This window comes from Actinomadura atramentaria DSM 43919, assembly GCF_000381885.1.
In the GTDB taxonomy this organism is placed as follows: domain Bacteria; phylum Actinomycetota; class Actinomycetes; order Streptosporangiales; family Streptosporangiaceae; genus Spirillospora; species Spirillospora atramentaria.
In genome coordinates this window covers 233107-253354 of record NZ_KB907214.1, presented here as the reverse complement: position 1 = coordinate 253354, position 20248 = coordinate 233107, and the positions used below count along the sequence as shown (strand labels likewise).

Sequence of the window (20248 nt, the reverse complement as noted above, 5' to 3'; positions counted from 1 at the left end):
GCGTGACGAGACCGCGCGTACAGGACGTCCTCCCGCTGACGCCGCTGCAGGAGGGGATGCTGTTCCACACCCTCGCGGAGCGCGACGGCCCCGACCCGTACGTCACGCAGCTCGTCCTGACGCTGCGCGGCCCGGTGGACGCCGGGCGGCTGCGCGCCGCGCTCGACGCGCTGGTGGCGCGGCATCCCGCGCTGCGCGCCGCGTTCCGGCACGCCGGGCTGGACCGGCCGGTGCAGGCCGTGTACCGGGACGTCGCGGTGCCGTGGCGTCTCCTGGATTTCACTGGGCGGCCCGCGTCGTTTCCTGCGTTTCTGGCCGCCGACCGCGCGCGCCGGTTCGCGCCCGGCCGTCCGCCGCTGCTGCGCGCCGCGCTGGTCCGGACGGGCGCGGACGAGCACCGGCTCGTGCTGACCAAGCACCACCTGATCCTCGACGGCTGGTCGATGCCGACGCTGCTGCGCGACCTGTTCGCCCTGTACGACGGGTCGCGGGCGCTGCCGCCGCCGGTTCCGCACCGCGCGCACCTGGCGTGGCTGGCGGGGCGCGACGCCGCCGCCGACGTCGCCGCGCACGCGCGGGCGCTCGCCGGGCTGGACGGGCCGACGCTGCTCGTCCCGTCCGGCACGCCGACCGGGCCGGTGCGCACGGCCTCCCTCTCGCTGGACGAGACGCTCACCGCGCGGCTCGCGGCGTTCGCGCGCGGAAACGGCGTCACGCTCAACACGGCCGTGCGGGCGGCGTGGGCGGCGGCGCTCGGGGCCGCGACGGGGCGCGCGGACGTGGTGTTCGGCGCGGTCGTCTCCGGGCGGTCCGCGGACGTGCCGGACGCGGGGGCGATGGTCGGGCTGTTCGTCAACACCGTGCCGGTGCGGGTGCGGCTGGAGCCGGCCGAGCCGCCGTCCTCGCTGGTCGCCCGGCTGCACGCCGAAAGTCTCGCGCTGCTGGACGCCGAGCACGCCAACCTCGCGGACGTGCGGCGCGCCGCCGGGCTGGGGGCGCTGTTCGACGCGCTGCTGGTGTTCGAGAACTATCCGTCCGACCCGGCGGCGCTGGACTGCGCGGGGCTGCGCGTCACCGGCGTCGAGGGGCACGACGGGGCGCACTACCCGGCGATGCTCGTCGCGGTGCCGGGCGCGTCGCTGCGGTTCCGCCTCGACGCTCGCGCGCCGGTGGACGGCGACGCGCTGCTGGCGTGTTTCGCGCGTTTCCTGGACGCGTTCGTCCGGGCGCCGGACGCGCCGCTGGGCCGCGCCGACGCCCTCGACCCGGCGGTGCGGCGGCGCGTCCTGCGCGAGTTCAACCCGCCCCGCGAACCCGTCCCGGACGGGACGCTGGACGCGCACTTCGCCGCCCGCGCGGCCGAACACCCGGACGCCGTGGCCGTGCGCGCGGGCCGCCGCACGCTCACCTACGCGGAACTCGACGCCCGCGCCGCCCGGCTCGCGGCGCGGCTGCGCGCCCTCGGCGTCGGACTGGAGGACCGCGTCGCGATCCTCCAGGAACGCACGCCCGACCTGATCGTCTCGATCCTCGCCGTCGTGAAGGCGGGCGCCTGCTACGTCCCCCTCGACCCGCGCCACCCACCCGCCCGCCTCCGCGCCGCACTGGACACGACGTCCGCCCGAGCCCTCCTCACCGACACGCCGCCCCCGTTCCCCTGCACGGTCCCGGTCCTCGACATCACCACCCCGCCCACCCCCGCCACACCCGGCACGCCAGCCTCCGACCCGCTTGCTCCCGGCACGCCGGACTTGGACGCGCCCGTTCTGGGTGCGTCGGGCTCGGGCGCGCTTGCTCCGGGTGCGTCGGGCTCGGACGCGCCCGCTCCCGGCGCGTTGGGCTCGGAAGCGCTCCCTCCCGGTGCGTTGCGCTCAGGCGCATCCGTTCCGGGTGCGTCGGGTTCGGACACGCTCGCTCCCGGCGCGTCGGGCTCGGGCGCGTCCGCTTCGGTTGCGCCGGACTCGGGTGCGTCCGGCACCGGCACGTCGGGTTCCGGCGTGTCCGGCTGCGGCGTGTCCGGTCGTGGCGCGGGCGGATTCGGAGCGCCCGGCGGACAGGGGCGGGGCCTCGTGTACGTCATGTTCACGTCCGGGTCGACGGGGGTGCCGAAGGGCGTCGCGGCGGCGCATCGGGACGTGCTCGCGCTCGCCGCCGACCGGAGGCTGCGCGGCGGCGCGCACGCGCGGGTGCTCGCGCACTCGGCGCAGTCCTTCGACGCGTCCACCTACGAGGTGTGGGTGCCGCTGCTGAACGGCGGCGAGATCGTCCTGGCCCCGCCCGGCCGCCCCGACCCGGCGGTGCTCGGCCGCACGATCGCCGAACACGGCGTCACCGCGCTGTATCTCACGGCCGGTGTCTTCCAGGTGCTCGCCGAGGAGGTCCCGGACGCGTTCGCGGGCGTCCGGGAGCTGTGGGTCGGCGCGGAGCCGCTTCCGGTCGCGGCGGTGCGGCACGTCCGGGAGCGCTGCCCCGGCCTGACGGTCGTCAACGCGTACGGCCCGACCGAGATCACGGTGTGGTCGACCGCGCACGTCCTGGCCCCCGGCGAGCCGGTGCCGGACACGGTCCCGATCGGCCGTCCGCTGGACAACACGGCCTGCTATGTCCTGGACGCGGCGCTGCGGCCCGTCCCGCCCGGCGTCGTCGGGGAGCTGTATAACGCGGGGGAGGGCGTCGCGCGCGGCTACCTCGGCCGCCCCGCGCTGACGGCCGAGCGGTTCGTCGCGGACCCGTTCGGCCCGCCCGGCGCGCGCATGTACCGCACCGGGGACCTCGCGCGCTGGACCGACGACGGCGAGATCGTGTTCGTCGCCCGCGCGGACGGCCAGGTCAAGATCCGCGGCCACCGGGTCGAGCCCGGCGAGATCGAGGCCGTCCTGTCCGGCTGCCCCGGCGTGACCGGCGCGGCGGTCGTGGCGCGCGACGGCCGCCTCACCGCGTACACGACGGGCGCCGCCGCCGCGTCCGCGCTGCGCGCCCGCGCCGCCGAACTGCTGCCCGAGCCGCTGGTCCCGGCCGCGTTCGTCGCCCTCGACGCGTTCCCGCTGACGCCGCACGGCAAGGTGGACCGCGCCGCCCTCCCGCTGCCCGACGCGCCCCCCGCGACAGGCCGCGCGCCGCGCGACGCCCGCGAGGAACTGCTGTGCGGACTCGTCGCGGAACTGCTCGACCTGCCCCGCGTCGGCGTGGACGACGACTTCTTCGCCCTCGGCGGCCACTCGCTGCTGGCGATCCGGCTGGCGAGCCGCGCCCGGGCCGTCCTCGGCGCGGACGTGCCGGTCCGCGCCGTGTTCGAGGCCCCGACCGTCGCGGCGCTCGCCGCGCGGATCGGCGGCGCGCCCCCGCCGCGCGTCGCCGCGCCGCGCCCCGACCCGCCGCCGTCCCCGGCGCAGCGGCGGCTGTGGTTCCTCGACCGGCTCGGCGGCTCTGGCGAGTACTGCGTGCGGATCGCGGTGCGGATCGACGGCCGCCTGGACCGGGCCGCGCTCGCCGCCGCGCTGACGGACGTGGTCGCGCGGCACGAGCCGCTGCGCACGTCCTATCCCGAGCGGGACGGCGAGCCCGTCCAGTTCGTCCACCCGGCGGCGGACGTGCCGCTGCCCGTCACCGACGCCGCGCCCGGCGACCTGCCCGCGCTGCTGCGCGCCGCCGCGCCCGACTTCGACCTGCGCGCCGCGCCGCCGCTGCGCGCCGAGCTGTTCGCGGTCGCGCCCGAGGAGCACGTGCTGCTGCTCGTCGTCCACCACATCGCGTTCGACGGGTCCTCGACCGGGCCGCTGCTGCGGGACCTCGCCGCCGCGTACACGGCGCGGGCGCGCGGGGCCGCGCCGGACTGGCCGCCGCTGCCCGTCCAGTACGCCGACTGCGCGGCGGCCGAGCCCGCGTCGCTGGAGTTCTGGACGGACGCCCTCGCCGGCCTCCCCGACGAACTCCCGCTGCCCGCCGACCGCCCGCGCCCGCCCGCGCCGACGCACCGGGGCGGCGTCGTCCGGTTCGACCTCGACGACCTGCGCGCGGGGATCGCCGCGCTCGCGCGGGAACGCCGCGTCACGGTGTTCATGGTCGTGCGCGCGGCGGTCGCGGTGCTGCTGTCGGCGCACGGCGGCGGGGACGACGTCCCGCTCGGCACGGCCGTCGCGGGCCGTCCGGACGAGGCCTTGGACGATCTCGTCGGCCTCTTCGCGAACACGCTCGTCCTGCGGACGGACCTGTCCGGCGACCCGACGTTCGCCGAGCTGCTGGCCCGCGTCCGCGCCGCCGACCTCGCCGCGCACGCCCACGCCGACGTCCCCTTCGACCGGCTCGTCGCCGCGCTCGCCCCCGCCCGCGCGCCGCACCGCCACCCGCTGTTCCAGGTGATGCTCGCGTTCCAGCCGCCCGAGCCCGAGCCGCCCCGCGTGCCGGGGCTGCGGCTGACGCCGGTCGCCGTCGAGCCGGACCGCACGCGCTTCGACCTGACGTTCGCGTTCGCCGAGCGGCCGACCGGGCTCGCGGGCGCGGTCGAGTACGCGACGGACCTGTTCGACCGCGCGACCGCCGAGGCGCTCGCCGCCCGGCTGCGCCGCCTGCTGGCCGCCGCCGTCGCGGACCCGGAGCGGCGCGTCCGGGCGCTGCCGGTGCTGGACGCGGCCGAGCGCCGCGCGCTGCTCGCGAGCCCCGCCGCGCCGCCGCCCGCGACGATCCCGGCGCTGTTCGCCGCGCAGGACCCCGACGCCGTCGCGCTGGAAACGCCGACGGAGACGCTGACCTACGCCGAGCTGGACGCCCGCGCGGAACGGCTCGCGGCTCGGTTGCGGGCGGCCGGGGCCGGGCCGGAACGGCTCGTCGGCGTCGCGCTGCCGCGTTCGGCGGAGTTCGTGGTCGCGTTCCTCGCCGTGGTGAAGACGGGCGCGGCGTATCTCCCGCTCGACGTCGGGCATCCCGCCGAACGCCTCGCCTTACTGCGCGACGACGCGCGTCCGGTCTGCGTGGTCATCGAGGACGGCATCGAGGGCGGCGGCCCGCCGTGCCCGGGCGAAGCGTCTGTGGACGGCGCGGCGTACGTCATCTACACGTCGGGTTCGACCGGAAAGCCGAAAGGCGCCGTCGTCACGCATCGCGGCGTCGCGGGCCTGGTCGCCGCGCACCCCGCCGGGCCGGGGGACCGGCTGTCGCACATCGTCTCCCCGGCGTTCGACGTGTCGCTGATCGAACTGTGCTCGGCGCTGCTGAACGGCGCGACGCTCGTCCTGCCCGAGCCGGGGCCGCTGCTCGGCGAACCGCTGCTGGCGTTCCTGCGGGACGCGCGGATCACGCACGCGCAGCTCCCGATATCGCTGCTGGCGAGCCTGCCTCCGGGCGATCTGCCGGACTTGCGGGCGCTGTACGCGGGCGGCGAGGTCTGCCCCGGCGCGCTCGCCGAACGCTGGGCGCGCGGACGGGCCCTGTTCAACGGCTACGGGCCGACCGAGACGACGGTGTGCGCGTCGCTGGCCGGGCCGCTGCCGGGTGCGGGCGCGCCGCCGATCGGGCGTCCGATCCCGGGCGTTCGCGTGTACGTCCTCGACGCGGCGTTGCGGCTCGTCCCGCCCGGCGTCGTGGGGGAGCTGTACGTCGGCGGCGCGGGCGTCGCGCGCGGGTACCTGCGCCGGTTCGGGCTGACGGCCGAGCGGTTCGTCGCGGACCCGTTCGGCCCGCCCGGCTCCCGCATGTACCGCACCGGCGACCTGGCGCGCTGGCGCAATGGCGAGCTGGAGTTCGCGGGGCGCGCCGACGACCAGGTGAAAGTCCGGGGCCTGCGGATCGAGCCCGCCGAGGTCGAGGCCGTCGTGACGGCGCATCCGGCGGTGCGGCGCGCGGTCGTGCTGGCCCGCGACGGCCGTCTGGTCGCCTACGCCGCGTCGCGCGCGACGCCCGCCGAGCTGCGCCGCCACACCGCCCGGCGGCTGCCCGCCGCGATGGTCCCGTCCTTCGTCGTGCTGGACGAGCTGCCGCTGTCCCCGAACGGCAAGATCGACCGCGCCGCGCTCCCCGAGCCGCGCCCGGCCGCCGGAGGCCGCGCCGCACGGACGCCGCAGGAGGAGATCCTGTGCGCGCTGTTCGCGGACGTCCTGGACGTTCCGGACGTCGGCGCGGACGACGGCTTCTTCGACCTCGGCGGCCACTCGCTGCTCGCCGCCCGTCTCGTCGCGCGCGTCCGCGGGGCGCTCTGCGTCGAACTCCCGCTCCGCGCCGTCTTCGAGGACCCCGCCCCGGCCGGGCTCGCCCGCCGCCTCGCCGGGGCGCGCCCCGCCGGACCGCCCCTCGCCGCCCGCACCGGCCCCGCGCCGCTCTCCCCGGCGCAGCGCGGACTGTGGTTCCTCAACCGGCTCGACCCCGCGTCGCCCGCCTACAACGTGCCGTGCGCGCTGCGCCTCGCCGGGCCGCTCGACTGCTGCGCGCTGACCGCCGCGCTCCACGACGTCGTCGCGCGGCACGAGATCCTGCGGACCGTCTTCCCCGACGACCGCGCGCCGCGGATCGGGGACACCGCCGTCCACGCGGGGCCGCGCCTCGTCACCGTGCGGCGCGGCGATCTGGACGCGCGCCTGCGCGAGGCCGCCCGCGCCGGGTTCGACCTGGCCGCCGAGCCGCCGATCCGCGTCCACCTGTTCGCGGTGGACGACGGCGCGCACGTGCTGCTGATCGTCCTCCACCACATCGCCGCCGACGCGCGGTCGCTGGACCCGCTGCTGCGCGACCTCGCCACCGCGTACGCGGCGCGGACGCGCGGCTCCGCGCCTTGCTGGGCGCCGCTGCCCGTCCAGTACGGCGACTACGCGGCCTGGCAGCACGCCCGCCTGGACGAGCCCGCGCTGACCGCCTTCTGGACGGGCGCGCTCGCGGGCCTGCCGCCCGCCGTCCCGCTGCCCGTTGACCGGCCGCACCCGCCGCGCCCGTCCGGCCGGGGCGGTTCCGCGCCGTTCACCCTGGACGCCGCCGAACACGCTGCGCTCACCCGGCTCGCCCGCGCGCACGGCGTCACGGTGTTCATGGTGGTTCAGGCGGCGGTCGCGGTGCTCCTGTCCGCGCACGGCGCCGGTGACGACGTCCCGCTGGGCGCGGCCGTCGCGGGCCGTCCCGACGAGGCGTTGGACGACCTCGTGGGCTTCTTCGTCAACACGGTCGTCCTGCGGACGGACCTCTCGGGCGACCCGACCTTCGCGGAACTCCTCGCCCAAGTCCGCGCCACGGACCTCGCCGCCCACGCCCACGCGGACCTGCCGTTCGAACGCGTGGTCGAGGCCCTGAACCCCGAACGCCCACCCGGCCGCAACCCGCTGTTCCAGGTGATGCTGGCCTTCCAGCCCGCCGCGGCCCCACCGCCGGACTTCCCGTCCCTGCGCGCCACCCCGTATTCCGTCGACCTGGGCGCAACGAAGTTCGACCTGACCTTCGCCTTCGCCGAACACCGCGCCGGAATCACCGGCGCGGTCGAGTACGCGACAGACGTCTTCGACCACACCACGGCACAGTCCCTCGCCACCCGCCTGCAGCACCTTCTGACGACCGTCACCGAAACCCCGGACCGCCGCCTCCGAACCCTCCCGACCCTGCCCACCACCGAAACCAACGCCCTCCTCACCCTCGGCACCACCCCAACCGCACCCGAGCCACCGCCCGCCCTTCACCCCGCGCCCGATTCCGCACTGCCGTCCGCGTCTCGTCGCGCGTCCGAGAATTCGTCCGCTTCAGTCGCGCCGCCGTCCGCCCTTCACCCCGCGCTCGATTCCGCACCGCCGCTCGCGTCGCGTCCCGCGCCCGAGCCGCCCTCCGCTTCGGTCGCGACGCCGTCCGCCCTTCACCCCGCGCCCGACTCCGTACCGCCGCCCGCGCCTCGTCCCGCGCCCGAGCCGCCGTCCGCTTCGGTCGTGCCGCCGTCCGCTCCTCAGCCCGCGCTCGATTCCGCACTGCCGCCTGCTTCTCGTCGCGCGTCCGAGAGTTCGTCCGATCCGGCCGTGCCGCCGTCCGCCCCTCACCCCGCGCCCGTGCCGCCGTCCGCCGATCGCCCCGCGCGGAACCGTCCCGCCGGACCGTCCACGATCCCGGCCCTGTTCGCCGCGCAAGCCGCGCGCACGCCCGACGCGCTCGCGTTGGAGACGCCCGAGGAAACGCTCACCTACGCGGAGCTCGACGCCCGCGCGCGGCGGCTCGCCGTCGAGCTGCGCGCGGCCGGGGCCGGGCCGGAACGGCTCGTCGGCGTCGCGCTGCCGCGTTCGGCGGAGTTCGTGACCGCGTTCCTCGCCGTCGCGAAGACGGGCGCGGCCTACCTCCCGCTCGACCCGGAGCACCCCGCCGACCGCCTGGCCGCGCTCCGCGACGACGCCCGCCCGGTCTGCGTGGTCACCGAGGACGGCATCGAGGGCGGCGGCCCGCCGTGCCCCGGCGAAGCCGCCCCGGACAGCGCCGCCTACGTCATCTACACGTCCGGTTCGACCGGGAAGCCGAAAGGCGTCGTCGTCACGCATCGCGGCATCGCGGGCCTGGTCGCCGCCCATCCCGCCACGACCGGCGACCGCCTCTCGCACGTCGTGTCGCCCGGCTTCGACGTCTCGCTGATCGAACTCTGCGCCGCCCTGCTCAGCGGCGCGACGCTCGTCCTGCCCGAGCCGGGGCCGCTGCTCGGCGAACCGCTGCTCACGTTCCTGCGGGACGCGCGGATCACGCACGCCCAGACCCCGACGTCGCTGCTGGCCGGCCTGCCGCCCGGTGATCTGCCGGACCTGCGGGCCCTGTACGTCGGCGGCGAAGTCTGCCCCGGCGCGCTCGCCGAACGGTGGGCGCGCGGCCGGGCCCTGTTCAACGGCTACGGCCCGACCGAGACGACCGTCTGCGCCACGATGAGCGGCCCGCTCTCCGGCCCGGCCGCGCCGCCGATCGGCCGCCCGATCCCCGGCGTCCGCGTGTACGTCCTGGACGCGGCGCTGCGCCTGGCCCCGCCCGGCGTGACCGGCGAACTGTACGTCGGCGGCGCGGGCGTCGCGCGCGGCTACCTCGGCCGCCCGGCGCCGACGGCCGAACGCTTCGTCGCCGACCCGTTCGGACCGCCCGGCTCCCGCATGTACCGCACCGGCGACCTGGCCCGCTGGCGCGACGGCCGGTTGGAGTTCGCGGGCCGCGCCGACGACCAGCTCAAAGTCCGCGGCCACCGCGTCGAGCCCGCCGAGGTCGAGGCCGTCGTCACGGCGCATCCGGACGTGCGCCGCGCCGTCGTCGTCGCCCGCGACGGCCGCCTGGTCGCCTACGCCGCCACCCGCGCGACGCCCGCCGAACTGCGCGACCACGCCGCTCGGCGCCTGCCCGCCGCGCTGATCCCGCAGTTCGTACCGCTGGACGAGCTGCCGCTGTCACCCAACGGCAAGATCGACCGCGCGGCGCTCCCCGAACCGCGCCCGGTCGCCGCGGGCCGGGCCGCGCGCACACCGCAGGAAGAGATCCTGTGCGCCCTGTTCGCCGAAGTCCTCGACGTGGACGGCGTCGGCATCGACGACGGCTTCTTCGACCTCGGCGGCCACTCCCTGCTCGCCGCCCGCCTGGTGACCCGCGTCCGCGCCGCGCTCGGCGCCGAACTCCCGCTCCGCGCCGTCTTCGACGCGCCCACCCCCGCCGCCCTCGCCCGCCGCCTGGACACGGCCGCGCCCGCGCGCCCCCCGCTCACCGCCGCCCGCGCCCGCACCGCGCCGCTCTCCCTCGAACAGCGCGGCCTCTGGCTGCTCAACCGCCTAAACCCCGAGTCGTCCGCCTACAACGTCCCGTGCGCGCTGCGCCTCCCCGCAGACCTCGACCGCGCGGCCCTCGCCGCCGCCCTCGACGACGTCGTCGCGCGCCACGAAATCCTCCGCACGGTCTTCCCCGACACCGACGACGGTCCGCGCCAGCACGTCCTCGACCCGGTGCCCCACCCACTGCCCGCCGTCCCAACACCCCCCGCCGAACTGCCCGAACGCCTCCGCGCGGCCACCGCGGCCCCCTTCGACCTGACCACCGACCCGCCCCTGCGCGCCCGCCTCTTCGCCCTGGACGACGGCCTGGTGCTGCTGCTGGTCCTCCATCACATCGCCGCCGACGCCCGCGCGACGGACGTCCTCCTACGGGACCTGGCCACCGCCTACACAGCCCGCACGACCGACCGCGCCCCCGACTGGCCCCCGCTCCAAGCCCAGTACGCCGACTACGCCCTGTGGCAGCGCCGAGTCCTGGGCGACGCGGACGACCCCGAAAGCCCCCTTACCCGCCAACTCGCCTTCTGGACCGAAACCCTCGCCGCCCTACCCCCGACGACCCCCCTCCCCACCGACCCCCCGGCCGCGGCGGACGGCGGCCTCACCGGCGTCACCGTCCCCGACGACGTCGCCCGCGCCGTTGCCGACCTCGCGCGCCGCGAGCGCGTCACCGTCTTCATGGTCGCGCAGGCCGCGCTCGCCGTGCTGCTGCGCGCCCACGGGGCCGGCGACGACGTCCCGATCGGCGCGCCCGCCGCCCGCCGCCCCGACGACGCGCTGGACGACCTCGTCGGGTTCTTCCTCACCACGCTCGTCCTGCGGACGGACCTGTCCGGCGACCCCACCGTCGCGGAACTGCTGGCCCGCGTCCGCGCCGCCGACCTCGCCGCGCACGCCCACGCCGACGTCCCCTTCGAACGGCTCGTGGAGGTCCTGAACCCGCCGCGCGAACCGGGCCGCAATCCGCTGTTCCAGGTGATGCTCGCCTTCCGGCACGCGGCTGGATCTCCGACGTTCGGCGAACCGCTGACCGTCGCGTCCGGCCGCGCGAAGTTCGACCTGACGTTCACGCTTATCCACACCCCGGGCGGCGGGTTGCGCGGCACGCTGGAGTACTCGGGCCGTTTCGCCCCGGCGACCGCCGCCGCACTCGCCGACCGGTTCGTCCGCGTCCTGGCCGCGTGCGCCGCAGACCCCGCCCGCCGCGTCACCGCGATCGACGTCCTCAGCGACCGCGAGCGCACCGACATCCTGGACGCCCGCAACGCCACCCGCACCGACGTTCCCGATGTTTCCGCCACCACCCTGATCGCCCGCCGCGCCGCCCAGATGCCCTCCGCGCCCGCCGTCGAGGCCGCCGACGAAACCCTGACCTACCGGGAGCTGAACGCCCGCGCCGACCGGCTCGCCCGAGCGCTAGCCGCCCGCGGAGCGGCCCCTGAACGGCCCGTCGCCGTCGTGCTGCCGCGCTCGCCCGCGCTGGTCACCGCGATGCTCGCCGTGCTCAAGGCCGGTGCGGTGTACGTCCCGGCCGACCCGGCGCACCCGCGTGACCGCATCGCCGCCGTCCTCGCGGCGACCGCGCCGCACCTGGTCATCGCCTCGCCCGACACCGCGCACCAGATCCCCGAGGGCCTCGCCACCCTCGGCTGCGACGCGACCGGCACGGCCGAACTCGTCCCGCCGCTCCCCGCGAACACCGCGTACATCATCCACACGTCGGGCTCCACCGGACGGCCCAAGGGCGTGGCCGTCCCGCACTCGGCGCTGACGAACCTGCTCACCTGGCACGACGCGACCTTCGGCGGCACCCCCGGCGACCGCACCGCCCAGTTCGCCGCCCCCGGCTTCGACGTGTCCGTCCAGGAGATCCTGTCCGCCCTGATCGCCGGAAAGACCCTGGTCATCCCCACCGAAACCACCCGCCGCGACGCCACCGCCCTGGCCGCCTGGCTAGACGATCAGCGCATCACGGAACTCCTCGCCCCCGCCCTGGTCCTGGACGCCCTGGCCACCGCAACCCAAGAAACCCCCGACCGCCTCCAGCACCTTGAACGCCTGGCCCAAGCAGGCGAACCCCTCATCCTGACCCCCGCCCTGCGCGCCTTCACCACGTCCCGCACGCTCCACAACCACTACGGCCCCACCGAAACCCACGTTTCAACCGCGACCGTCGTCACAACCTCCACCCGCGCACTTATGGCGACCCCTGCCCAGATGCGCACGACCGACGCCCTCGCCGAAACTGCACCCGTCCAAGGCCCGCCACCAGCAAGCTCGCCCGCAACGAACCCTCCGGCGCCCGGCACAATCCCCGTCGAGCCCGGAAACCTGACGGCGGTGGACGACCCAACGCACAGCAGCGACTACAACAGAGCTGAAACCGGAGGCCCCGCACCGATCGGCCGCCCGATCCACAACACACGCGCCTACGTCCTCGACGCGCGCCTGCGCCCAGTCCCCGACGGCGTCGTCGGTGAGCTCTACATCGCCGGAACCTGCCTGGCACGCGGCTACGCGGGACGGCCCGCCGCGACCGCCGAACGCTTCACCGCCTGCCCGTTCGGCCCCCCGGGCGACCGCATGTACCGAACGGGCGACCTGGCCCGCTGGCGAAACGGCGAACTGGAATTCGCGGGCCGCGCCGACGACCAGGTCAAGATCCGCGGCAACCGAGTAGAACCCGCCGAGATCACCGCCGTCCTCCTGTCCCACCCCGCCATCGCAGCAGCCGCAGTCCTCCCCGACACGACCACGCACCCCCACCCCACGACGCCCGCGAAACCCGCCCCCGGCACAGCGACACGCCTCATCGCCTACATCGTCGCCACCCCGCAACCCGCACCCGACCACCAGCCCGAAACCACCGCCCCACCCCGCGCCACCACATCCGACGCCGCGCCCGCGCCCGGCGCCAAGTCCGCCTCCACGTCTGATGTCGTGCCCGCGCCCGGCACCGGGTCCGCCTCCGCGTCTGATGTCGTGCCTGTGCCCGGCACCGGGTCCGCCTCCACGTCTGATGTCGTGCCTGTGCCCGGCACCGGGTCCGCCTTCGCGTCTGATGTCGTGCCCGCGCCCGCCACCGGGACCGCCACCACATCCGACGCTGCGCCCGCGCCCGGCGCCAAGTCCGCCTCCACGTCGGATGTCGTGCCCGCGCCCGGCGCCAAGTCCGCCTCCGCATCCGACGCCGCGCCCGCACCCGGCACCGGGTCCGCCTCCGCATCCGATGTCGCGCCCGCACCCGGCACCGGGTCTGGCACCGCGTCCGATGTCGTGTTCGGGGTCGCGCCCGATGCTGCGTCCGGGGTCGCCCGGGGGAGTGGTTCCGGCCCGGTGGTCGGTGAAGCGCTTGACGTCGTGGAGCTGCGCGCGTTCGTTGCCGCGCGGTTGCCCGAGTACATGGTTCCCGCCGCGTTCGTGCGGCTCGATCGGCTTCCGCTCGGGCCGAACGGAAAGCTTGACCGCGCCGCGTTGCCCGTGCCCGCGCCCGGTCGTGCGCGCGCGCCGCGGACGCCGCGTGAGGAAGAGATGTGCCGGGTCTTCGCGGACGTGCTCGGGCTGTCCGCCGTCCCGGCCGACGCGGACTTCTTCGCGCTCGGCGGCCACTCGCTGCTCGCGACGCGCCTCGTCCGGCGCGTCCGTGCGGTGTTCGGGGTCGCGCCGACCGTCCGGACGCTCCTGGAGAACCCGACGCCCGCGCGGTTCGCGGCGCGACTCGACGAGAACAGCGACGACGACCCGTTCGCCGCGCTGCTCCCGCTCCGCACCGGGCCGGGGACGCCGATCTTCTGCGTCCACCCCGGCAGCGGCCTCGGCTGGGCGTACGCGGGCCTGCTGCGCCACCTCGACCCGGACCAGCCCGTGTACGCGCTCCAGGCCCGCGGCCTGGCCCGCCCCGAACCACTCCCCGCGACCCTCGAAAACATGGCCGCCGACTACGCCGACCTCATCCGCGCAGCCCACCCCGCGGGCCCGTACCTGCTGGTCGGCTGGTCGTTCGGCGGCCTCGTCGCCCACCGCGTGGCCACCGAACTCCAGACACGCGGCGAAAGCGTCGCCCTGCTAGCCCTCCTCGACACCTACCCGCCCACCGCACAACCCCTCGCCGACCCGCCCGCCGTCAGCGCCGTGCCCGCCGGCGGCCGCCCGTCGGCGAACCAAGCCGCAGCCGACGAAACCCGTCTGCTCAACGCCCTGCTCGACGCGGCCGGAGTCGGGCGGGACGAACGCGGCCACGGCGAGCCGAGCCGAGAGCAAGCGCGACGCCTCCTCTCGGCCCACGGCAGCGCCCTGGCCGGACTCGAACCCCGTCACCTCACCGCCATGATGGACATCGGCGCGAACAACTCCCGGATGGCCCGCGAGTTCACCCCGTCCGTCTTCGACGGCGACGTCGTGTTCTTCACCGCCGCCCTCGGCCCCCCGACCCCCGGCCACGAGGTCTGGCGCCCGTACGTCACCGGCGCGATCGAAAACCACGACGTCCACGCCGAGCACGCCCTCATGGCCCGCCCCGGCCCCCTGGCCGGCATCGCCCGCGTCCTGTGCGAGCGCGCTACTCGACGTCCATGAGCGGCCGGTAGCTCCCCGTCGGGACGAAGTGCGTCGTCGCCGTCACGGGCGGCTCCGTCGTGACGAGATGCACCGCGAACCCCGCCGGCTCCCCGGTCACCGCCGCGTGCCCCGGCTGCGTCAGGTCCAGGAAGAGCTGCCGGTACGTACTCGGGCACGTCGTGCAGACCACCCCGCCCAGCGACCCCGCCGAACCGCGGTGGACGTGCCCGCTCATCACCCGCACCACCTGCGGATACGACGAGACGATCTTGACGAACGCCTCCGAGTTCTGGAACCGCATGTCGTCGATGAACCGGATGCCGATCGGATACGGCGGATGGTGCGTCGCGACGATCGTCGGCACCGCGGGCGCGGCGGCGAGCGCCGCGTCGAGCCACGCGAGCCGGTCGTCGTCCATGAACCCCGCCGCGCGCCCCTGCACGCTGGTGTCGCAGCAGACGAGCCGGACCCCCGCGACGTCCACCGCGTACTGCAGCGCGGCGCCCGGCCGGTCCCCGCTCGCCGCGACGGCGGGCTGGTCGTCGAACACGGCGCGCAGGTCGTCCGCGACGTCGTGGTTGCCCGCGAGCGGGAAGACGGGCATCGGCAGCGGCGACAGCAGCGCGCGCAGCCGCGCGTACTCCGCCGGGAGCCCCGCGTCCGCGAGGTCGCCGGTGAGGACGACCGCGTCGGGCCGGGCGGGCAGCGACAGCAGGCTGGAGACGGCGGCGCGCAGCGCGCGCACGGGGCCGGAGCCGTCGTCGACGGAGCCGTCCCGGCCCGCCGCCAGATGGATGTCGCTGAGCTGGGCGATGATCGCCATTGACCGTGAACCCCCTAGTCAGGCGTCCGGCGGCGCGGATGAGAGTGGGGGAGCCGCCGCCGTGAGCGCTGGCACGATCTTTAACCCCGATTGGCGGCACTGTCGACTCTCGCCGGGGAGAAGGAAGACACCGGGCGCGTCCGACCGCGGCCGGGTGGGGAGAGTGCATGCTGCGTCACCGGACGGCCGCCCGAGCGCGGGACCGCGCACCGATCCCGCCGCGCGCGCCCGCGCGGCCGCCCCGGGACGGACGCGATGGCTAGGCGCTGCCCGTGGGGCCGCGCCGCCGCCCGCCGGACCGGCCGGAACCGCTGCGCGCCGCCCGCGCCGCAGCCGCCGCCGGGCTGCCGGTTCGGCCGGGACGCCGCGCCGGTCCCGTTCCCGCACGAGACGCCGTACGCCGACCACGCGCCGGACGCCCCCGGCGCGGACCGGCTGCGCCCAATCCCGCTGACGGGCGACCTCGGCGACGCGCTGCCCTGCACGATCGCGATCCCGGCGATCGGCGTCTCGGCGGCGCTGGCGGGCGTCGGCCGCGACGCCGCCGGCCGCGTCGCCGCGCCGCCCGCCGACGAGCCCGGTCTGGCGGGCTGGTACGCGGCGGGCCCGACGCCGGGCCGCCCCGGCGCGGCCGTGATCGTCGGAAACCCGCTCGGCTCGCCCGGCGCGGGCTTCGCGCGCCTCGGCGACCTGGCGTGCGGCGACATCGTCGGCATCGTCCGCGCCGACGACACGGTCGCGGTGTTCCGGGTGACCGGCACCGAGCGGGTGCCGTGGGACGACTTCCCCGAGTCCCGCGTCCACGGGCCGGTGGACGGCCCGGAGTTGCGGCTGATCGCGGGCGCGGGCCGCTACGACGCGGACGCCCGCAGCCATCCGGCCCGCGTCATCGTCTACGCGGCGTTCACGGCGGCGTACCGCCTGACGGACCTGGCGTCCCTCTGACCGAGGCGAACGTCACGTCCCGTCCGGGCGGTTCCTTCAAGCGACCTGCACGACCGCCGACAGCGCCGTCGTCACGTCGTCCGCGGCGGGCGCGATGTCCGGGACGACGTCGCGCAGCGCCAGCCACCCGTTGATCGCCCGCGCGGTCGGCCGCGCCTCGCGCAGCACCGGGTCCTCGACGCCGTACCAGGCGGCGACCTTCGACCAGCGCCACAGCCGGTGGCCGCCGGTGGACATCTCGGCGGCGGGGAACCGCTCCTCGGGGCTGCGCCCCAGCCCCCGTCCGGACCCGCGCGCCCCCGTGACCGACAGCCGCACCGAGTCGACGGAGCGGCCCGTGCGCTCCGCGATGTCGCGCATGGTCAGCAGCGGATCGGCCTCCACGCGCAGGACCCGGAGCCCGGCGGCGCTCTCCTCGACGTGCGCGACGACCTCCATGATCGCGGCGGCGAGCGTCCGGGCCGACCACGTGCAGGACGCGTTCCCGGGACGGTCGGCGTGCTGCGGCTCGGTGACGATGGAGACGGTGACGTCCCCCCGGGTGCGGTCGAAGAGCGGGTCCAGCTCGTCCTCGTAGAACGGACGGCTGAGGATCAGCGCGAAGTCATAGCTCGGCATGCCGATCCTCCTTGGACGTATCTCTCCTCGAAAGGTACAACGCGCGAGCGAGGTATGCTGTTATCGGGAGCGGTCTCCACCCTCGGGTCATGTGTCGGTTTCGCATCCGGTGGGTGGGTGACGTACACTCCTGTGTCGGTCCGTTTTCGGCCGCCCTCAACGATGCCTGCGCGCGTCCCCTCACGGGGTGCGCGACCTCTCGGGCTCTCTTCCAGGTCGCGGTCGGGTTTCCTTCGGTGGTCCCTTTTCCGGGACGCGTCGTGGACGCCTCGGGCCGACGTCCAATGAGCCGATCAGCGAAGCGCGGAGGACATGCCCAAGAAGGAAGGCGCCATCGAGATCGAGGGCACCGTCATCGAGTCGCTGCCGAACGCCATGTTCCGGGTGGAACTCGACAACGGGCACAAGGTGCTCGCCCACATCAGCGGCAAGATGCGGATGCACTACATCCGAATCCTGCCGGACGACCGCGTCGTCGTGGAGCTGAGCCCCTACGACCTCACGCGCGGTCGGATCGTCTACCGCTACAAGTAACCCACTGGGGTTGCCTTCCCCGCGCGTGGCGGCGCGGGGGTGACCCTGAACCAGAGGAGACCCAGTGAAGGTCAAGCCGAGCGTCAAGAAGATCTGCAAGAACTGCCGGATCATCCGGCGCCACGGCCGGGTCATGGTCATCTGCACCGACCCGCGCCACAAGCAGCGCCAGGGCTGACGCGACCCGGGCGCGGCGAAGCGCCCAGCACCACGCATCGCAGCCTTCGCGCACCGCATGCCGTACGTCCCGCAGGGGCCGTGCGGCACGGTCGTGTGAAGGACCGACCCTCGGACACGGAGGCCGAGGCCGCCACCCGGGCAGGGTGTGTGCGGACGCGATGCGCCGATACCTCCGCCAATGAAGGGAACTGCCCACGATGGCACGCCTCCTCGGCGTCGATCTCCCCCGCGAGAAGCGGGTCGAGATCGCTCTCACCTACATCTTCGGCATCGGCCGGACGCGCGCGCTGGAGACCCTCGCGGGCACCGGCGTGAGCGGCGACCTGCGGGTCCACCAGCTCGGCGACGACGACCTGGTCAAGCTCCGCGACTGGATCGAGGCGCACTACAAGACCGAGGGCGACCTGCGCCGCGAGGTCCAGGCGGACATCCGCCGCAAGATCGAGATCGGCTGCTACCAGGGCATCCGGCACCGCCGCGGCCTGCCCGTCCACGGCCAGCGCACCCAGACCAACGCGCGCACCCGCAAGGGCAAGAAGAAGACCGTGGCCGGGAAGAAGAAGGCCGGCAAGAAGTAGTCCGTCCGGGCCGATTCGGGTCCGCCGGATCGACGACCTCAACAGTAGAGAGAGCAGATGCCTCCCAAGAGCCGTGTCGGCGCCAAGAAGGTGCGCCGCAAGGAGAAGAAGAACGTCGCTCACGGGCACGCCCACATCAAGAGCACGTTCAACAACACGATCGTCTCGATCACCGACCCCAACGGCAACGTGATCTCCTGGGCCTCCTCGGGCCACGTGGGGTTCAAGGGCTCGCGCAAGTCCACGCCGTTCGCCGCCCAGCAGGCCGCCGAGGCCGCCGCCCGGCGCGCGATGGAGCACGGCATGCGCAAGGTCGACGTCTTCGTGAAGGGCCCGGGCTCGGGCCGCGAGACCGCCATCCGCTCGCTGTCGGCGACCGGCCTCGAGGTGGGCTCGATCCAGGACGTCACGCCCGTCCCGCACAACGGCTGCCGCCCGCCCAAGCGCCGGCGCGTCTGAGGCCGAGGGAGAACCAGGAGACATGGCTCGTTACACCGGTGCCGACTGCAAGCTCTGCCGTCGGGAGAAGATGAAGCTGTTCCTCAAGGGCAGCAAGTGCGAGGGGCCGAAGTGCCCGATCGAGATCCGGCCCTACCCGCCGGGTGAGCACGGCCGCGGTCGCCCCAAGGAGACCGAGTACCTGCTCCAGCTCCGCGAGAAGCAGAAGGCCAAGCGCATCTACGGCGTGCTGGAGCGGCAGTTCAGCAACTACTACGTCGAGGCGAACCGCCAGGGCGGCAAGACGGGTGAGAACCTGCTGTCGCTGCTGGAGCGCCGCCTGGACAACGTCGTGTACCGCGGCGGTTTCGCCAAGTCCCGCGACATGGCCCGGCAGCTCATCCGCCACGGCCACATCCGGGTCAACGGCAAGAAGGTCGACATCCCGTCGTACCTGGTCAACGAGGCCGACATCGTCGACGTCAAGGCCAAGTCGCTGGAGTCGACGCCGTTCCAGGTCGCCAAGGCCGAGGCGGGCGAGCGCCCCGTCCCGGCGTGGCTCGGCCAGGACGCGGAGCGCATGCGCATCCTCGTCCACTCGCTGCCGGTCCGGCAGCAGATCGACGCTCCCGTCCAGGAGCAGCTGATCGTCGAGCTCTACTCCAAGTAGGGCTTCGGGATTCCCCGCCGGGCGGGCGCCGGATTGCGCGCCCGCCCGGCGGGGAATGCGAGAACGGAACACCGAACGCGGTCGTCAAATAGCGGGCACCGCGGGAAGAAGGAGCTTTCATGCTCATCGCTCAGCGTCCCACCCTCGCCGAAGAGCAGGTGGACGAGTACCGGTCCCGGTTCACCATCGAGCCGCTGGAGCCGGGCTTCGGCTACACCATCGGCAACTCGCTGCGGCGCACGCTGCTGTCGTCCATTCCGGGCGCGGCGGTCACCAGCATCCGCATCGAGGGCGTGCTGCACGAGTTCTCGACCGTCCCGGGGGTCAAGGAGGATGTCACCGACATCATCCTGAACCTCAAGGAGCTGGTCGTCTCGTCCGAGCACGACGAGCCGGTCGTCATGTACCTGCGCAAGCAGGGTCCGGGCGAGGTCACCGCGGCCGACATCGCGCCGCCCGCGGGCGTCGAGGTCCACAACCCCGACCTGCACATCGCCACGCTGAACAACAAGGCGAAGCTGGAGATGGAGCTGACCGTCGAGCGCGGTCGCGGCTACGTCTCCGCCGCCCAGAACAAGCAGCCCGGCCAGGAGATCGGCCGCATCCCGATCGACTCGATCTACTCGCCGGTCCTCAAGGTCGTCTACAAGGTCGAGGCGACCCGAGTCGAGCAGCGCACCGACTTCGACCGCCTCATCCTCGACGTCGAGACCAAGCAGTCGCTGCTGCCGCGCGACGCGGTCGCGTCGGCGGGCAAGACGCTGGTCGAGCTGTTCGGCCTGGCGCGCGAGCTGAACGTCGAGGCCGAGGGCATCGACATGGGCCCGTCGCCGACGGACGCCGCGCTCGCCGCCGACCTCGCGCTGCCGATCGAGGAGCTGAACCTGACGGTCCGCTCCTACAACTGCCTCAAGCGCGAGGGCATCCACTCGGTGGGCGAGCTGGTGGCCCGGAGCGAGCAGGACCTCCTCGATATAAGGAATTTCGGCGCCAAGTCGATCGAAGAGGTCAAGCAGAAGCTCAACGACATGGGCCTCTCGCTGAAGGACTCCCCGCCCGGGTTCGACCCGAGCGCCGCCGCCGACTCCTACGGCGACGACGACGGCGGGTACGCGGAGACCGAGCAGTACTGAGCAACGACCGCCGCGTCGTTTCTCAGTACCGC

General features: G+C 75.0%; 10 protein-coding genes. 8 read left to right on the top strand and 2 right to left on the bottom strand.

Annotated features, from left to right (window positions below; translation table 11 throughout):
* The first annotated feature begins 2 nt into the window (after positions 1 to 2).
* Positions 3 to 14315 (top strand): non-ribosomal peptide synthetase, encoded by a 14313-nt coding sequence (locus G339_RS34350; RefSeq protein ID WP_051107884.1) that lies wholly within the window; start codon positions 3 to 5, stop codon positions 14313 to 14315.
* Here G339_RS34350 and G339_RS34345 read toward each other — a convergent pair.
* Positions 14299 to 15120: a metallophosphoesterase gene (locus G339_RS34345; protein WP_019632588.1), complete on the bottom strand. Its 822-nt coding sequence runs from the start codon at positions 15118 to 15120 to the stop codon at positions 14299 to 14301. The genes G339_RS34350 and G339_RS34345 overlap by 17 nt on opposite strands.
* 255 nt (positions 15121 to 15375) lie before the next feature.
* Here G339_RS34345 and G339_RS34340 point away from each other — a divergent pair, with 255 nt between their 5' ends.
* Positions 15376 to 16065 (top strand): sortase domain-containing protein, encoded by a 690-nt coding sequence (locus G339_RS34340; RefSeq protein WP_019632587.1) that lies wholly within the window; start codon positions 15376 to 15378, stop codon positions 16063 to 16065.
* A 36-nt stretch (positions 16066 to 16101) separates the two neighbouring features.
* Here the strand turns inward: G339_RS34340 and G339_RS0118595 are convergent, their stop codons facing one another.
* A complete protein-coding gene (locus G339_RS0118595) occupies positions 16102 to 16683 on the bottom strand; it encodes a hypothetical protein (protein WP_019632586.1) in 582 nt (193 codons plus the stop codon).
* 312 nt (positions 16684 to 16995) lie between these two features.
* On the opposite strand from G339_RS0118595, the gene infA reads away from it, so the two are divergent.
* From infA to G339_RS0118565, 6 genes are all read left to right on the top strand, one after another.
* Entirely contained in the window at positions 16996 to 17217 is a 222-nt protein-coding gene (gene infA / locus G339_RS34335) for a translation initiation factor IF-1 (protein ID WP_018657567.1), read from the top strand.
* A gap of 64 nt (positions 17218 to 17281) precedes the next feature.
* Positions 17282 to 17395, top strand: coding sequence for a 50S ribosomal protein L36 (gene rpmJ / locus G339_RS0118585; RefSeq protein ID WP_019632585.1), 114 nt, complete (start codon positions 17282 to 17284; stop codon positions 17393 to 17395).
* Between the two features lie 199 nt (positions 17396 to 17594).
* Positions 17595 to 17975, top strand: coding sequence for a 30S ribosomal protein S13 (rpsM, locus tag G339_RS0118580; RefSeq protein ID WP_019632584.1), 381 nt, complete (start codon positions 17595 to 17597; stop codon positions 17973 to 17975).
* Between the two features lie 57 nt (positions 17976 to 18032).
* Positions 18033 to 18434, top strand: coding sequence for a 30S ribosomal protein S11 (gene rpsK / locus G339_RS0118575; RefSeq protein WP_018657564.1), 402 nt, complete (start codon positions 18033 to 18035; stop codon positions 18432 to 18434).
* A gap of 22 nt (positions 18435 to 18456) precedes the next feature.
* Entirely contained in the window at positions 18457 to 19083 is a 627-nt protein-coding gene (gene rpsD, locus G339_RS0118570; RefSeq protein ID WP_026341573.1) for a 30S ribosomal protein S4, read from the top strand.
* A gap of 119 nt (positions 19084 to 19202) precedes the next feature.
* Positions 19203 to 20216, top strand: coding sequence for a DNA-directed RNA polymerase subunit alpha (locus tag G339_RS0118565; RefSeq protein ID WP_019632582.1), 1014 nt, complete (start codon positions 19203 to 19205; stop codon positions 20214 to 20216).
* The last annotated feature ends 32 nt before the right edge of the window (positions 20217 to 20248 follow it).

Bases quoted from the DNA above. Each gene is read 5' to 3' on its own strand.
- infA (WP_018657567.1), top strand. From the start codon at position 16,996: ATGCCCAAGAAGGAAGGCGCCATCGAGATCGAGGGCACCGTCATCGAG.
- rpsD (WP_026341573.1), top strand. From the start codon at position 18,457: ATGGCTCGTTACACCGGTGCCGACTGCAAGCTCTGCCGTCGGGAGAAG.
- G339_RS34340 (WP_019632587.1), top strand. From the start codon at position 15,376: ATGGCTAGGCGCTGCCCGTGGGGCCGCGCCGCCGCCCGCCGGACCGGC.
- rpsK (WP_018657564.1), top strand. From the start codon at position 18,033: ATGCCTCCCAAGAGCCGTGTCGGCGCCAAGAAGGTGCGCCGCAAGGAG.
- G339_RS0118595 (WP_019632586.1), bottom strand. From the start codon at position 16,683: ATGCCGAGCTATGACTTCGCGCTGATCCTCAGCCGTCCGTTCTACGAG.
- G339_RS34345 (WP_019632588.1), bottom strand. From the start codon at position 15,120: ATGGCGATCATCGCCCAGCTCAGCGACATCCATCTGGCGGCGGGCCGG.
- rpsM (WP_019632584.1), top strand. From the start codon at position 17,595: ATGGCACGCCTCCTCGGCGTCGATCTCCCCCGCGAGAAGCGGGTCGAG.
- G339_RS0118565 (WP_019632582.1), top strand. From the start codon at position 19,203: ATGCTCATCGCTCAGCGTCCCACCCTCGCCGAAGAGCAGGTGGACGAG.